The sequence below is a fragment of the Winogradskyella bathintestinalis genome, from assembly GCF_030407435.1.
Classification (GTDB): Bacteria; Bacteroidota; Bacteroidia; order Flavobacteriales; family Flavobacteriaceae; genus Winogradskyella; species Winogradskyella bathintestinalis.
Map to the genome: position 1 here is coordinate 559,508 of NZ_JASDDK010000002.1, position 17,238 is coordinate 576,745.

General features: G+C 34.8%; 8 protein-coding genes. 2 read left to right on the forward strand and 6 right to left on the reverse strand.

The genetic code is table 11. From position 1 onward, the window contains the following. Window positions 1–5: 5 nt before the first annotated feature. On the reverse strand, window positions 6–935 hold the full coding sequence (locus QMA06_RS07410) for a PorP/SprF family type IX secretion system membrane protein (RefSeq protein ID WP_290206234.1): 930 nt from the start codon (window positions 933–935) through the stop codon (window positions 6–8). 28 nt (window positions 936–963) lie between these two features. Next, entirely contained in the window at window positions 964–8,211 is a 7,248-nt protein-coding gene (locus tag QMA06_RS07415) for a DUF7507 domain-containing protein (RefSeq protein ID WP_290206235.1), read from the reverse strand. Between the two features lie 624 nt (window positions 8,212–8,835). Here QMA06_RS07415 and QMA06_RS07420 point away from each other — a divergent pair. Further along, window positions 8,836–10,425, forward strand: a complete 1,590-nt coding sequence (locus tag QMA06_RS07420) for a peptide chain release factor 3 (RefSeq protein WP_290206236.1) — start codon at window positions 8,836–8,838, stop codon at window positions 10,423–10,425. A gap of 133 nt (window positions 10,426–10,558) precedes the next feature. Continuing rightward, window positions 10,559–10,789 carry a (4Fe-4S)-binding protein gene (locus QMA06_RS07425; RefSeq protein WP_290206237.1) on the forward strand — a complete coding sequence of 77 codons (231 nt, stop codon included), beginning with the start codon at window positions 10,559–10,561 and terminating at the stop codon, window positions 10,787–10,789. A gap of 149 nt (window positions 10,790–10,938) precedes the next feature. On the opposite strand, the gene QMA06_RS07430 is transcribed toward QMA06_RS07425, so the two are convergent. The 4 genes from QMA06_RS07430 to QMA06_RS07445 all read right to left on the reverse strand — a co-directional run bounded on the left by QMA06_RS07430 (window position 10,939) and on the right by QMA06_RS07445 (window position 17,051). Beyond that, the gene (locus QMA06_RS07430; protein ID WP_290206238.1) at window positions 10,939–11,811 is read right to left on the reverse strand and encodes an endonuclease/exonuclease/phosphatase family protein; all 873 of its coding nucleotides are present in this window, start codon (window positions 11,809–11,811) and stop codon (window positions 10,939–10,941) included. Window positions 11,812–12,398: 587 nt separating this feature from the next. Further along, window positions 12,399–12,674: an FAD-dependent oxidoreductase gene (locus tag QMA06_RS07435; RefSeq protein WP_290206239.1), complete on the reverse strand. Its 276-nt coding sequence runs from the start codon at window positions 12,672–12,674 to the stop codon at window positions 12,399–12,401. 115 nt (window positions 12,675–12,789) lie between these two features. Then, the gene (locus QMA06_RS07440; RefSeq protein WP_290206240.1) at window positions 12,790–13,218 is read right to left on the reverse strand and encodes an FKBP-type peptidyl-prolyl cis-trans isomerase; all 429 of its coding nucleotides are present in this window, start codon (window positions 13,216–13,218) and stop codon (window positions 12,790–12,792) included. 224 nt (window positions 13,219–13,442) lie between these two features. Next, window positions 13,443–17,051, reverse strand: a complete 3,609-nt coding sequence (locus tag QMA06_RS07445; protein ID WP_290206241.1) for a metallophosphatase — start codon at window positions 17,049–17,051, stop codon at window positions 13,443–13,445. Window positions 17,052–17,238: the final 187 nt, after the last annotated feature.

The window sequence follows — 17,238 nt, forward strand, 5'->3', positions numbered from 1 at the left end:
TGTTTTTAGAAGAAACGTGGTGATAATATTCTACCTAATCTTTTAACTTCGAATCTTAGGGTTAGCTCATGTGTTCCACTGTTATAATTGCTTAGACCTGTCGTAGTAAGATCATAACTATAACCAAAAAACATACCAGGGGTTATTTGCAAACCAGCAAGTGCACTTACAGAATCGTCCCACCTCCATGCTAAACCTAAAGTTAATTTCTTTTGAATCCATAAATTTGCTGAAACATCTGCAATTAATGGTGCGCCTGAAACTCCTTTTACTAAAAATGCAGGTTTCAACTCTGTAGTTTCACTTATATTAAATACATATCCACCAATTAAATAAAAATGCATTCGCTCTATTGCAACCGATTCTTTATAATCGTCATAATGCTCAGTCTCTATAAAATTAGGAACAGCTAAACCTACATACCACTTTCGTGTGTGCATATATAAACCTGCTCCTATCATTGGGGAAGTCAAATTTATATTATCCCCAAAGTTATTAGGGTCAGAATTTTTGTAGCGTCCTTTACTCCAATCTGAATCTAACATGTGAAATCCTCCTTTAGCACCAAATGATAATTTTAAATCATTAGCGTTTAAAGGTATGGTATATGAAAAATTAGCATCTACGAAAGTTTCGCTCACTGGTCCTAATGCGTCATTGACCACATTTAATCCTAAACCTATTCGCTCGTTGCGTAAAGGAGTATGAATACCTAATGATTGCGTTTGTGGTGCTCCATCAACTCCAACCCATTGGGATCGGTGAAGACCTACAATACTTAGCGTTTCTCTTTGACCTGCATAAGCAGGATTTACACTCAATGTATTAAACATATAATGTGTGTACTGAGGGTCTTGTTGTGCATAGCTAAATGCACTAATCAGTACAAACACTAAAGCTATTAATCCCTTTATTAATGATGATTTATGTATCATTTTAATATATTTTATATTTCAGTATTTATTAGTTATTTCTATTAATGTATAACCATCCTACTCGCGGTTCTGAACCATCACCTAAATCTAAGACATAATAATAGGTTCCAACAGGTAACTCATCGGATTGATTGATAACAGCTCTTCCATTAGAGGTACCATCCCAATCATTGTTATAGCGTTTGACACTATAAACTATGTTCCCCCATCTATTATAGACTTCTAAATTATTATTGGCGTATTGTTCAATACAATCAATTACAAATGTTTCATTAACACCATCACCATCGGGAGAAAACTCGTTATAAATTGTTAAACAAACAGGTTCTACTGTAGCATTGGCCTCATTATTACTTGAGTCAATATCATCTCCACCATCAAATTCCTGTATATATGCCGTATTTAAATATTCTCCGAAACCTAACACTTCAACGGTGATTTCAAGAATTTCTACTTGATCTGGATTTAATTGTGAAATTATCCATTCTCCATTTAATTCAGAATATATTCCTTCAGTTATAAGTGCTGAAATGAATCGGTAACCACTTGGAATTTGTTCATCAATACTAATATTAGTGGCTGTAACATTTCCAATATTTGCCACTTCAATAATGAAAGTAACTTGATTACCCACAATTGGATTAGTTTCATCAACCGTTTTAGTAATCGCCAAATCAAAAACGGATGTTACAGGTGTGACGGTTGGATCATCTGGATCGCCATCACCATTATCATCAATATTGGTTGTATCATTTGGATCATCACTGATATCTGTAATATCGTCTGTTGGATCATTTAAATCTCCATCAGATAATTCACTACTTACAGAAGCCGTGTTAGTAACACTTCCTAAATCTACATCTGCTTGAGTTATTACATACGTTGCCGTAAAGGTTGTACTATCTGATTCACCAGGATTTAACTGAGCTATTGATCCTCCTATTAAGTCTACCCCTAATAAGTCATCTTCTACTACAATATTAGTTAACGTTAAATTACCTATGTTTTCTACAGTGAATGCATACATGATAATATCATCTATACCTCCAACTATACCATCACCATTAGTGTCTTCTAAAGGCAATGCAGTTTTAATTAAACTGATTTTAGGATCTGGCACAAGACTTGTTTCTGTGGGATCATCTTCAGTGTTCCCATCGGTATCATCTCCATCATCACTGGTATCATTTACTGTGGTATCTGCTGGACTATCTCCACTCGCTACGACACTGTTTTCAAAACCTCCGGCATCTACAGCTTCTTGAGCGATAACATATGTCGCTGTATAGCTTGCTGATTCTCCAACTAATAAAATTCCTTCAATATTGTCTGAATTCGCAGCATCGAACGTTGGACCTGTAGTCAATACTAATGGGTTACCATCAGTATCAGTTAAGGTATCTACTATAGCAACGTTATCTAAAGTCACATCTCCGGTGTTGGTCACAGTAATAATATATGTCATAGTATCTCCTAGACTTGCTCCTACTGGTGCGATATCATTAGTGATTGCTACCGTTTTTTCGGCTTCGATACTTGGGTTCTCTGCGATGATTGTTTCTGTGGGATCATCTTCAGTATTCCCATCGGTATCATCTCCATCGTCACTGGTATCATTTACCGTGGTATCTGCAGGACTATCTCCACTCGCTACGACACTGTTTTCAAAACCTCCGGCATCTACAGCTTCTTGAGCGATAACATATGTTGCTGTATAGCTTGCTGATTCTCCAACTAATAAAATTCCTTCAATATTGTCTGAATTCGCAGCATCGAACGTTGGACCTGTAGTCAATACTAATGGGTTACCATCAGTATCAGTTAAGGTATCTACTATAGCAACGTTATCTAAAGTCACATCTCCGGTGTTGGTCACAGTAATAATATATGTCATAGTATCTCCTAGACTTGCTCCTACTGGTGCGATATCATTAGTGATTGCTACCGTTTTTTCGGCTTCGATACTTGGGTTCTGTACAATTGAAAATGGTGTGACGTCATTCGTCGGGTCTGCATCATTATTATCTCCATTGACACTATCGATATCATCAGTTTCAACGGTTTCAGGATCTGCTACTATCGAACCATCTGCTGTGGTTCCTGTATCTGAGACATCAACAATATCATCATTAGGATCGGACGCATTACCACCGGGGGCTTCAGCTCTCACATTAGCTGTATTTTCTATACCACCAGCATCAATATCACTTTGTAAGACTGTGTAGGTAGCTTCACATGTTGTACTTGTCCCTGGTAGAAGAGTTGTTGCTACACAAAGAACTGTGCCGACAATAGGATCATTAACTATAATATTGGATAATGTTTCATTTCCTGTATTAGTAACAGTAAAAGTATACGTAAGTTCATCATCTAATATGCCTGAGGCACCCAAAGCTGTGTTATTAGTTATACTCTTAATTAATGATATACTAGGACAGTTGGCTGTATTTAAAGTAATTGGATTGATAGAAACAGCCAAACATTCTGGTGTCAATTCATATCTTACTGCAGGTGTATATGTATCTGGCAACAAGCTGTTAAATACATTAGACGTTTGCCATGGACCTGCAGCACCATTAATACTATATTCTATTGCACCTCCTCCATTATCGATAGCATCAATTGTAATTGACCCTTCGTTAGATGGACATGTCGGTTGCACTACACTTGTTGTTGATGCTATTGTCGGAGGTGGTGTTAAGAAGGCTGGATCGTACATTACAAAAACTTTTCCGTCAGCACCATCGCCACCAGAAGCTCCAGATTGTGTTACTCTAAAACCATAAATTTCACTACCGGAATTTAGAAAACTCGTCAAAGGATAAACAGCCATACCAATATCTTGTGCTGCCCCTCCCGTACTAGGTATAGCTGGCACTGTAGTATTAAAATAGTTTCCAGGGTTTACCTCAATTGCTGTTCCTACAACATTTCCTGTAGCATCTAATGCTTGGACCCTAACACGGTTATTGCCGTCTCTTTCTGTAACTGCAACATATCTGTTAGATGCTGCTGAAATAGGGGCATCATAACGTATTTGAACATAATCTGTATTAGTAATTTGATTATCTGCAGCCAAATAATGTGTAAGATCTCTATCTGAAAAAGTTTCTAAAAGTTCTGGATCGAATACTATTGGCCCATCAGTAATGTTTGTACCTACTAATGACATATCATCTACAAACTGATTTGACGCACCAGGATTGGCAAATTGATAATTAACCTGACTTGGTATATAAAAACCTGTAAATGAATTAGGTTCACCAGCAATGGTAATGGAATTTAGAATTGCACTCGAAGCACCACCAGCTCCAGTTACATCTATAGTAACATCGCTAGAAGTTATTTGTGCTGTTGGACTACCTTCTGGTATCGAATCAAAACAGCCATCATCACTACATTCTGATGGTGCTGTAAAAACGTTTGAATTGGTAAATGGACAGCCAGCTTGTCCTGAAAATGTAGCTATTAAATTAATAGAATTACCGTTTGCAGGAAGTACAACATCTACAAATGTGTATGGAGAAGTTAATCCCGTAACCGATACAGATGTTGTTCCATCTCCCGATAAATTTAATGTTCCACTAGCTGGAGCAGATATAAAAGTAACTGTTATATCTGCAGTAAATGTATCGTCCGTTAAAATAGCTGGGGTTCCGTTATCATTACATTGATCTATATTTAATGCTGAGATTCCTGTAATATTACAGCAAGCCTCTATTAGTGTTACTGGATTAGCAGATATCGCTATACAGTCTGGTGCTGCTTGATACCTTACTACAACCGTATACTCATCTGGCGGCAAATTATTAAAGACATTTGAGGTTTGCCATGTCACTTCATTCGTACCGCTTAGACTAGTTAAACTGTATTCAATAGTACCTCCGCCATTATTAGTTGCATCGACAGTAATTGAACCTTCGTTTGAGGGACAAGTGGGTTGCACCACATTAGTTAATGGATTAATAGTTGGTGGTGGAGTTAAGAATGCAGAATCGAACATTACAAAAACCTTTCCATCACCACCATCATTACCTGCGGCCCCAGATTGTGTTAAGATAAAACCATAAATTTCGCTTCCAGAAGTTACAAAACTAGTTAAAGGATATACGGCCATATAAATATTTTGTGATGCACCACCTGTACTTGGTACAGCGGACACCGTGGTGTCAAAATAATTACTAGGGTTTATTTCTCTCGCTGTACCCATTAAGTTGCCTAAAGCATCTAATGCTTGTAATCTAACACGATTGTTACCATTTCTTTCGGTTACCGCAACATATCGATTTGATGCTGCTGAAATCGGAGCGTCATAGCGCAAAATAACATTATCTGTATTAGTTATTTGATTATCCGTTGCTAAATAATGTGTAAGATCTCTATCTGTGAATGCGGCTAAAAGTTCGGCATCAAAAACGGTTGCCCCATTTGTAATATTAGCACCTGTCGTAGACATATCGTCTATATATTGATTAGATGCTCCAGGATTAGCAAATTGATAATACATTCGACTTGGAATATATAATTCTGTAAATGGATTAGGCTCACCCGCAATAGAAATAGAATTTAGAATAGCACTAGACGCTCCACCTGTCCCTGTAATATCTAATGTTATATCTGCAGCATCGATTTGAGCGGTTGGACTACCTAAAGGTATCACATCATCACAAGCGTCATCACTACATTCAAATGGTGCTATTAAAACATTGGTGTTTTCAAGAGTACATGTTAATTCATCTGAAAAAGTCGCCGTTAATGATATCGCATTACCATTTGCAGGTAATACTACATTACTAAACGTGTATGGTGACGTTAAACTAGAAACTGAAATAGTATAAGTTCCGATAACATCTCCCGTTAAATTTAATGTTCCTGTAGAAGGTTGATTACTAAAAGTAATCGCAATATCAGCTGTAAAGGTATCATCAGTGGTATCTGAAGGCGTACCATTGTTATTACAGGTTGTTTCGTTTGAATAGGCAATATCTGTTATACCACAATCACATACAGATACTCCTGTAGCATCTGTCACTGCCGCATTAGTGCCAATGGTGTAATCTACTTCAGTATCGGACACCAATCCGTTTGTAATATTTATAGTAACTGGATCACCAAAACCGAACTGACCGCCATCGCCACCATCTGCATTAGCATCATTATAGGCCTCGTTAGCATCAGAACATCCATCACCATCACTATCTGTGTTTTGAAAATCGAAACTTCCATCACTCAAAGTATCTATCGGTGATGTTAATTCTGATGTATCATTAGCACCATTACCGTCAGCATCGTTTAAATCTCCGGTATCACCTGAATCTATAAAACCATTACTATTAGTATCTAAGGCACCATTACCTGATTCGACTATATCGTAAATACCATCGTTATCTGAATCTAAATCTAAACGATCTACTATACCATCATTATCAGAATCTGAACATGAATTTCCAACGGAAGGTCTTAACTTAAAAACCACACCACTACTTCTTCTTGTTGCAGAGATAGTACCACTTAAGGCAATAGACTGCGTGATATTAGACGTGTAATTCATTCCTCCTAATGAAGACCCCGAAACCCCAATCTCTGTAATTTCCGTGCCCTGATCAAAGGTATAAGTTGCACCAGTACTCCCACTATTAGCGAACATAAACAAATTATCACTTGCTATATAATTCACTGTAGGTGCTGAATAATTTACATTAGTATCATCGGACCCGATGAGTCCTATATCGAAAAACACCGGACTAATAGTATCTGTAATTTCAGTATTTTCTGCAGTCATAACATATGCGGCGAAAGATTGATTAATGCCAACCGCATTTACAATTATATTAGTATTTGCTGCGGCTATAATATCTGATTCATATAAAGCATATACTGCGATATAATTATTATCTCCAGCTGTTTTCACCCCATATTTTATACCTAACTGTTGCATCTGTATACCACCGAAAGAAACGGTTGCATTTTCTGTAAGACCGGCATCAGCAGGAGAATATTCTGAGCCTAACACTAGAATTAAAGCTCTATTATTACCTGTTACTGGAGTAAAAGTAGAGGAGAACGATGAAATATCTCCGCCTGCACCACTAGACAATGTTGAGGAATTTAATATCGTGATACCGCCACCACATTCATCGATATCTAAAATACCATCGTTATCATCATCGACATCACATATATTATTAATCCCGTCGGCATCTGGGTCATTAGCAGTTACTGTACCCACAATTGCCCCATCTAAACATGGGTCCACATCTACTGTTACACTTAAGGTAGCCTGATTCGATGTTGCAGGTACCGGAATAGAATCAACTGAGTAATCGTCTTTTACAGTATACAATAAGGTTGCTGTGCCAGTAAAACCATTTACTGGAGTAAAAGTAACATCACCATTGGTATCAACAGACCAAGTTCCTTGAGCTGTTAATATAGTGTTCTGGATTCCAGGTGTACTTACATCTAAATCTACTGAAGCATCTACTATATTTCCATCGATGTCCGTATCCGTATTAGTGACATTGAAGGTTGTGGATGTATTAAATGGAGTAACATCAGAATTGTCATCCGCTACTGGTGCTGTATTAATAGCATCTAATGTTATAGATAATTGTACAGTCTCATAAACGAATCTAGAGCCAACCCCTGTACCTCTAGGAGCAGCATCAGTACCAGGATAAAACGTAAAATCCATATCCGTTGCAGTTGCCATAAATCTTACAGCAGTTGTATTCCACTGATTTCTGTCCGGACTATTAACAAATATGAATTGTCTAGAACTACCTTCTACTTGGTATTCAAAATCTTCAATATAGGTTCCTGCATAAAAGCTATTTCCACCTGGCTGTCCTACTCCTCTAGTAATTGGCGCAAACCAATATAAAATTATCTCGTAGGTAGCACCTACAGTTAAATTCGTCATAGTTGTAGTAACGGACTCCTCGGTGCCACCAATATCTCTCAATGATATCCATAATGCATGATTATTAGGAGGTAACGGTAATTGATTTGAAGGAGAAAAATTCCATCCATCAGATCCACCACCCACAGTACCTGCTGCTGCAAGAATAGCATTTGACATATCTGGAGTTCCACCGGTATCTGCCCAATTGGTTGGAACACAATTGTAACAAGGATTATTGCCATTAGAATTAAGATTAGAAGCGGGAATGTTCTGACCAAAACTTTCCAACATTGACAGCATTACAAATGTCAACGTAATACAGAATAATCGTGTTAAATTATTATTCTTAGAGAATCGAGTAGAGATTTTCATGTTATTTTGAGGTAAAATTATTTAATATTTTGATGTTTTATTAGTCACTATAGACTTATGATAATTCATTTTTTAGCACAATAAAATCCTAGATATAAAAAACAAAAAAACCTGATCTCGCATAATGCGTGATAGGCTTAAATGAAATGTCTGTAGGTTCAAAATGATTATGCTATTAATCGTTATTAAATTACAAAAATTATATTTCTATAACTTTTTTTTAACATATTTCGTCGACAAAAGTCGACATTTAGTCGATAAAATGCAATTTGGTGCAAATATAAATTAAAAGTTAACATTTTCAAATGTTTTTATTTATTTATTATGCACGCATAGTAATTTTAATGTAATTGTATTTTAGAAATTTACATTATAGCAATTAATAATAAACCTGTAAAACCTACCACAGCTACCGAATACGATAATTCACGTCTTATAAAATATGTCACCAGAATAAAATTCATTTCAACGATTCCATCAGTGGAGAATTATAGCAAGACAGTTTTATAAACTTGGTGTATTCGCTTATATTTGCACTCGTTTTTTAACTAAAAAAAAAAGTTTATTCACCTTTTACAACATAAGAGGAAGAAATCAAACTTTAAAACGGATCCAATTATAAATATGAGTTTTTTAAAAGAAATAAACAGACGACGCACCTTTGGTATCATCTCGCACCCTGATGCAGGTAAAACCACACTTACTGAAAAACTTCTATTATTTGGCGGTGCGATACAAGAAGCTGGAGCCGTAAAAAGCAATAAGATAAAAAAAGGTGCTACGAGTGATTTTATGGAAATTGAACGTCAGCGTGGTATTTCTGTGGCGACTTCCGTTTTAGCATTTGAGTATAATGGAATTAAGATAAATATTCTCGATACGCCTGGTCATAAGGATTTTGCTGAAGATACATTTAGAACTTTAACTGCCGTAGATAGCGTTATAGTGGTTATTGATGTCGCCAAAGGTGTAGAAGAGCAGACAGAAAAATTAGTTGAAGTCTGTAGAATGCGAAAGATTCCAATTATTGTATTTATCAATAAAATGGATAGAGAAGGTAAAGATGCTTTTGATCTTTTAGATGAAATTGAACAAAAATTAGGTCTAAAGGTTGTGCCACTTAGTTTCCCAATAGGCATGGGTTACGACTTCAAAGGAATCTATAATATCTGGGAGAAAAACATTAATCTTTTCTCGGGTGATAGCCGTAAAGATATTGAGGAAACCATTGAGATTTCAGATTTATCATCTTCTAACTTAGATAAACTCGTTGGCGAAAAAGCTGCAAATACATTAAGAGACGAAATTGAATTGGTTACTGGTATTTATCCTCAATTTAATAAAGATGAATATCTCAATGGAAATCAACAGCTCGTATTTTTTGGCTCGGCTTTAAATAATTTTGGTGTAAGAGAACTATTAGACTGTTTTGTTGAAATTGCCCCTAAACCAAGACCTAAACAGAGTGAAGAACGTTTAGTAAAACCTGATGAGAAGAAATTTAGTGGTTTTGTGTTTAAAATACACGCTAACATGGATCCTAACCATAGAAACAGATTAGCTTTTGTAAAAATTGTATCGGGAGAATTTAAACGAAATTCTCCATATTTACATGTTAGACATGATAAAAAATTAAAATTTTCTAGTCCAAATGCGTTTTTTGCTGAAAAGAAAGAAATCGTGGATATTTCGTATCCTGGTGATATTGTTGGACTTCAAGATACCGGTAGTTTTAAAATTGGAGATACACTTACTGAAGGTGAAATATTAAACTACAAAGGAGTTCCTAGTTTTTCACCAGAACACTTTAGATATATTAACAATGCAGACCCAATGAAGGCAAAGCAGTTATACAAAGGTATCGATCAATTGATGGATGAAGGTGTAGCGCAATTATTTACCCTCGATTTTAACGGCAGAAAAGTTATTGGTACTGTAGGAGCTCTTCAATATGAAGTTATTCAATACCGATTAGAACATGAATATGGTGCGAAATGTACCTATGAAAATCTTAATGTTCATAAAGCATGTTGGATTAAAACGGATGACGAGAAAAGTGAAGAATATAAAGATTTCCTAAGAGTAAAACAACGCTATTTGGCAAGGGACAAACATAATCAGTTGGTATTTTTAGCAGATTCTATGTTTTCGTTACAAATGTCTCAACAAAAATATCCTAGTATTACCTTTCATATGACTTCAGAATTTGAATAAAACAATTCATCTTATTAGTTAAAATAAAAAGCACTTTATCGATCTTTTTTGTTTTTAAACTATATTTTAGCTAGATTTACTTAGCTATATCCAGTTAAATTTATATGCTTAACCCCAAACTAATCTACTTATTATGGAATTTAACGCAAACGTTTTCAGTAATTCTGAAATTACCGTAACCTACACCCCTCGTTGTTGCGCAAATGCAGAACTATGTGCACAACAATTGTCAGATGTTTTTCGAAGATCCGTGATTCCTTGGATTGATTTAGAAGGGGCACAAACCGAAACAATTGTAAATCAGATTAAGAAATGCCCATCCGGCGCCCTGCAATTTCATTTGAATAAAAAAGATGTTGCCTAATTTTTATTTTTCATATTTCCCTGCTGTAAAATAATATAGAAAATTTAAAATGACTTCAGATCATCGCATAATTTCAAATCTATATTGCATTCGGTGTCGCTTTATTCAGATATAAATACCTTGCTATTTTATTGATAGTATAGAATGTATTAAAATTCTATTTCAATAAATACAGGGAAATGGTCTGAGGGAAACTTAAAATTTATTGCACTTGACAATACCCCATATTTATGAACTTCAACATTTGGTAATTTAGAAACAAAAATATAATCGATTCTTCGGGCATTCGGTTCATTATATTTAAAACCATTAAACGTTCCATCAGGTCCAAATTCTATTTGTGCAATATCTTTTGAGTCCGTCATTGTGTTAGATATCTCAGCTACCACTTCACTTTGAGGTTCTACATTAAAATCACCCATAAGCATAACAGGGTAATTTTCAGTATTTACCAACTTTATTTTTTTAAGTATGAGCTGAATACTTTTTTGCCGCGATACTGTACCTACATGATCCAAATGGGTGTTAAAGACCCAAAATTTCCGTTGATTTCTAAGTGATGTAAACAAGCCATAAGTACAAACCCTAGGATACGCAGCATCCCAATCTTTAGAAACTTCATTTGGTGTATTAGACAACCAAAAGGTATCTTCCCTTTCTACGCCCATATGCCTGGAGTTATAATAGATAGCTGCATGCTCACCCTCTCCATTGTTATCGCGCCCTATGCCAATGAATTGATAATTTGGCAAGGCTTTATTTAAATCTTGAATTTGGTTAGGTCTAGCCTCTTGAACTCCAAAAATATCTGGATCTAAAAATAAAATTTGCGAACTCAAAAAATTACGTCGATTCGGCCAGGCATTTTCTCCATCGGAAGCAATATCTAATCGGATGTTATATGACATTAATTTTAAAGTAACGTCAGAACTTTTGGTTAAAGAATTTTCGTTAACAGATTTACAGCCTAAAAACATAAGGCATATAACATATAAATGTACAAGTTTGATAGTTCGCTTCATAAATTCGTTATTTTGAAAAAACGTCTAATTCTTTTCAATTTATTTTTAGGTAATGTTTTATTCATTGTAAAGGTAATTCAGGATTTACCATAATCTTAACTGTTCTCCGTCCAATATTTTAAAGCCTCAATAGCCTTGTACTATCCTGTTATCTTGGCTTTTATTACTGTGCAATCAGAAGTTTGGTTAAATTTCGATATTTGTTCTGCTAACCATTTGTCGGTCTCAATAAATTCCGCTCTAATTAATTCACTCACCATTGGTGCAACTTCCACTGCTGCTTTAGCACCTAAAAACAGTACGCGTACACTCTCTCCCTAAAACACTATAATAGTTCTTGCTATTTCATGGCGTACAGCCCAAATGATTTAGGCGTTTGTAAACTTTAATCGAGTATGCAAATTTTCGCCCAAATCAGGATTTTCTATTATCTATTTTTCAATTCCTTTTTGATCTGTACCGTAAATATACAAACGATTAGACTAATCTTCCGTGCCATTTGCTCCGTGAATCTTTTAAGATTTATTTTTTGGTGCAACTAAAGGTCTAAGACCAGCAAAGACGCTTAAGACATCTTTTTTACTTGCTTATTTATTCAGGTATCTATTAGCCGTTTCTAATACAAAATCGATTTCATTCTCTAATAGTTTTGGTTCTAAACTGTAGCTATCAAATAACGTATCTGTTGTACCTACCACTACTCTATTGTGCCATGGTACTAAAAATAATTCACGACTATCAGCTGTTTTCGGAACCAGTATAGCATTATTGCCCGGTAAAAACAAATTATCAAAAACTAAATGAACGCCTTGAATTGGACGAATGCTATTTTCTGATGCAGGATTAGTGTCAGAATTAAACAAACCTTCGAAAGTGAATCAATAGTAGAAAAGCTTAGTATTCATTTCCAATGTTATGAATAAAAAAAACCTGTGAAATATTAGTTCACAGGTTATTCTATTTTTATGAAAAAATTAATTATTTGATCTCTACAACTTCAAGTTCAAACACTAATTCTTGACCAGCTAAAGGGTGATTTCCATCAACAATTACGTGATCTTCATTTACCTCAACAATTCTAAACTGGTGCTCATTACCTTGTTCATCTCTAGAAGCTAAACCTAAACCAACTTCGGGTTTTACTTCTTCTGGTAATTGTGCTTTTTCTACTTTATGGAATAATTCTTTTCTCACATCTCCATAAGCTTCAGTTACTGGAATGTCAACTGTTTTCTTATCATTCACCTTCATATCAATAACTGCATTTTCAAAACCAGGAATTAACATACCTTGTCCTAATGTAAATTCTAAAGGCTCACGCTCTAAAGAACTATCAAAGACTTGTCCGCTTTTTAATTTTCCTGTGTAATGTACCTTTACAGTATCATTTTCTTTTACTTGACTCATAAATTTCTGATTTCATTTTAAATATGCTGCAAAACTATTGTTTCTTCTACACAAAAGAGAACGAAACCTACATTTTCCCTTGGATTTAAGAAAAACTTAACGTCTTTAAAATCATCTCATTTACAAATTTTGAAAGTTTATTCGCAAACTGAAACACATCTGAATTTTCAACAGGTCTCTCAAAGAAGTATTTTTAAAGAAATCCAGCTTATAACAAGCACTATTTAAAATCTAAACCCTGCGGTAAATATAATTCGGCTATCTTCATTACTTTGGTAATACCCCACATTTGCTGTGAATGCCTGAAATCCATTAATAAAGATTGATCCACCATAACTATTATGCCATTGGCTAGAATCTTCATTTTCATTCCAAACTCGTCCATAATCAAACCCTCCGGTTACACCAATTCTAAGGGGCACAAATCCAGTTCGTCTCTCAAGAAAGCACACTCGTAAATCTGTAGTTTGAAAAAATGATGTTTCACCAGAAAAGCGCTCATTTCTATACCCTCGTAAACTTGTATTCCCACCTACCGTGGCCGCATGATAAAACTCATAATTGTCTCCAAGAATAAAATTGGCTTGTGCTTTGGTCGCTAAAGTCGCTAAACCACTTTCGTGAATAGGAAAAATAAACGAAGCCGTTGGAGTTATATAAGAAAATTTATTATCATAATCTGAATCAATAGTTTGCTTGTAACCTGCAACAAGGCCCAATTCCATTCCACGACGAGGTAAACTCAATAAACCTTCTTTATTATTGAAATTTATGCCGACTTCAGCTCCTGCATATATTTGGTTATCAAAAACATCATCATCTAAACTAAACATAGTTTCTGTAATTCCGTCATCAGAATTTTCTACTTCATGGGCTTCTATTCTTGCCGCAACATGAGCACTTACATTTCCACTCGACCTATAAATTAATGATGGTTGAATATGCCATTGTTTAATTTTTACCCGATTAAAGTCCATATCCTTATCATCTTCATCATATACCGTTTCATTGCCAATTCCGAAGAAATTGGTAGCGAAATTTGCACTCGTTATACGTGTATCTAAATTCAAATTCCAATTTTGAAAAATATGAGCAAACTCGCCAATATAAGAAAACTCAAAACCTTGTGTTGCTGAATAATATGAAGCATTTAATGTATGTTGCGTAGTAAATGGATTTCTTAACAAACTGTAAGTTGTAAAGGTGTTTGTTATTCCGGCATTAAATCCAGCATCAGGATCAAAGCCTACAGTTGGCAAGACTACATTATTTGAATACTTTCGTTTTTGCGGGTCAAAATGATTAATATCGTAAGCATCTGTAAGCATTTTACGCACCGGAGAATTGAATGTATTTTTCTTCGATTTGTAATCGTAAACTTTTATAGCGCGCTTATTTTCTACATTATAGATATCATTTTCTTCACCACCAAAAATTTTAATGTGTATGTAATCATCGCCATCACCTGTAATGTTAATGTCATCATTACCATCTAAGGCATATATCCAAAGTTCTTTGGTGAGATCTTTAGAATAGGTATTATTAATAAGTGTTTTATCTTTTTGACGAATAGTTACATTCGTTTTTCCGTTTGGCAATCTCACTATATCGATAGTATTATCTTTATTGGTGGCTACAATAATTTCATGCTCCTTAAAATATTGATAATAATCTTTTGCTATAGAAACTATATTCTCACGTCTCTGTTTTAAAATCGACTTAATTTTTTCTGTACTTTGATCTTTAGTATCTTCTAATAAGTTCGCAAATGCGTTATCTATTACCTCGTCGGTTAAATTGTTTTGTAGTTGCTCTGCCTGTTTTTTCCAATCCTCCCACTGTGCATGATTTATAAAATTTTTATCTAAATAATAAACTGCGTTGTTAAAGGTTTTTATATTTTGAATCTCTGGTGCATACGTTTGCATGTTTCTTGCCAACGGAGCTGCTAATTTTAGAATAGCGGGAAAGACTCCATCGTATTTTGGAAATGCTTGATCGCGATCTCTTGGTATAGGTTTGTAGAGCATAACACCATCTTCTTTTTCGTGCAGCGCCCAACGCCATTGATCGGCGTGTCTATCCCAATCTCCAATAAGCAAATCGAATAATCGTGCTCTTAAATAACTGTCTTCATCAATTTTTGCGTCTTTATCATTTTGAAGTTCTAGCAGCATATCTTTAGTACTAATAATGTCATCTGCATTACCAAACGTTTCAAAACTTTTATTTTCATCACCTACATGCTCTTCATACATGTATAATTTATCTCCATAGTTTTCATTAAATCGACCTAACCTTTCCTGTTTAGGCAGATAAACAATTTTAGGATTTGCATGTGGTATATCGATAGCATCTAGTAAATCATTAATGACAAATTGGGCATAAGGCTGTGCTGTAGTGTAATAATCTTGCACTAAAGTTTCAACTGCTGTATTGTCAGCATATTCTATGACGTAATGATCTTTTATAAAAGACTGTATAAAACGAACTCCACTTTTACGCAATTCTCTCGCCGTAAATTCATTTTCATTATCATCAATAAGTCGTAAACTTCGGGATTGATTACCACCACCTTCAGTAATTGCTCTAACATTGTTTGGTAAACTGTCTAAAAATAATACTGGAGCTTCTATTTTACGACCATAAGTTTCTCTATAATGATCACCCCAAAACCATTTATAAAATCCAGATTTATTAGTTTCTTTTTCTGTGTAGATTGATGATTTATAAGTCTCGCCAAAATCGCTATTTGTATGATAGTCAAAATCTTCTAATGCGCCCTTTTTTAATTTTATTTGAGAAGTAAATACTTTATTAGACTGGTTGTTCTTTACAGTATAAATTTCCACTTCAGAACTTCCATCTTTAAAAATGTTGAGTTTAGCAAAACCCGGTTCATCGCTACCAAAATGACCATCTTTAGTATCAGGCCTAGACTTGCTCGTTTTTCCGGTGGCACCACTAATAATTTGAGGGATACCATCGTCCATTAAAAACTGTAAATTTCTATCGCTACCAGAAACGAAAATAACATCATTAAATTGACTTGCTAAAGTTTCTAATCGCCCTATTAAATACTGCATATTATTATTATAATAGGCTTGTTTAGACAAACCTCCCATACGACCAATTAATCCATGGTTTGTGGCAGTTAAAACCGGATGATGTAATGCTACAACAATAGTCTTATTTTGCTCGTCTTTAAGCTCGTCTTTAAATTCTATAAAAAATTGTTCGCGGGTCTTTATTTCACAATCATTATTTATATAAGGATAGTTGTCCCAATCTTCTAAAAACCATTGAGTATCTACCATAACTAGTTCCACCTCATCACTTAACGTCTCTCGCTCTAAAGGACAGCCATCATTCGGCCAAAATTCGGAAGTACTATTATCTTGCAGAAATGACTCTAAGTCATCTAAATTTTTGTGACCACCTTTATTCCATTCATTCTTTCCTGGAATAAAAATTAATTCACCATTAAAATTTTTAAGTGGTTCTAATAATTGTGATCTAAGATATGCTTCTTCTTTACTTCTGTCATTTTTATCTTTAGGATATCCATTTTTTCTGGTGGTATTACCCAATGCAAGAAATACAGCCTTGTCATCCGACTGGGAAGCTTTAATAATAGCCTGAATAATATCAGCGGAATTTGTTGACTGATCCAAACCTATATTGGCTGTTAAATAAATACTTTTTGAAATCTCTTTTGAAGTTGTACTCACCGTACTTTGAGAAAAAATTTGAGTAGAAAAACTCAGATACAGTAGTGATAAAACTATCTGTTGAAAATTTAAATTTATATTAGTAATAGTGCGATTGCTCATATTAGGGAAATTTTTTGTGCAAATTCCTGAATTATTCGCTAGAAAGAGTGCTTATATAAGAAAAAGGTTGAAGCATTCGATAAACGACTAAATTATTAAGATTATTAACTACTCATATCAGCAAATTTTTCTCGTATTTCAATTAATAAGACATAGCATTATTACCGACCTTATAATCCAAATTATA

Bases quoted from the DNA above. Each gene is read 5' to 3' on its own strand.
- QMA06_RS07445 (WP_290206241.1), bottom strand. From the start codon at position 17,051: ATGAGCAATCGCACTATTACTAATATAAATTTAAATTTTCAACAGATA.
- QMA06_RS07415 (WP_290206235.1), bottom strand. From the start codon at position 8,211: ATGAAAATCTCTACTCGATTCTCTAAGAATAATAATTTAACACGATTA.
- QMA06_RS07440 (WP_290206240.1), bottom strand. From the start codon at position 13,218: ATGAGTCAAGTAAAAGAAAATGATACTGTAAAGGTACATTACACAGGA.
- QMA06_RS07410 (WP_290206234.1), bottom strand. From the start codon at position 935: ATGATACATAAATCATCATTAATAAAGGGATTAATAGCTTTAGTGTTT.
- QMA06_RS07430 (WP_290206238.1), bottom strand. From the start codon at position 11,811: ATGAAGCGAACTATCAAACTTGTACATTTATATGTTATATGCCTTATG.
- QMA06_RS07420 (WP_290206236.1), top strand. From the start codon at position 8,836: ATGAGTTTTTTAAAAGAAATAAACAGACGACGCACCTTTGGTATCATC.
- QMA06_RS07425 (WP_290206237.1), top strand. From the start codon at position 10,559: ATGGAATTTAACGCAAACGTTTTCAGTAATTCTGAAATTACCGTAACC.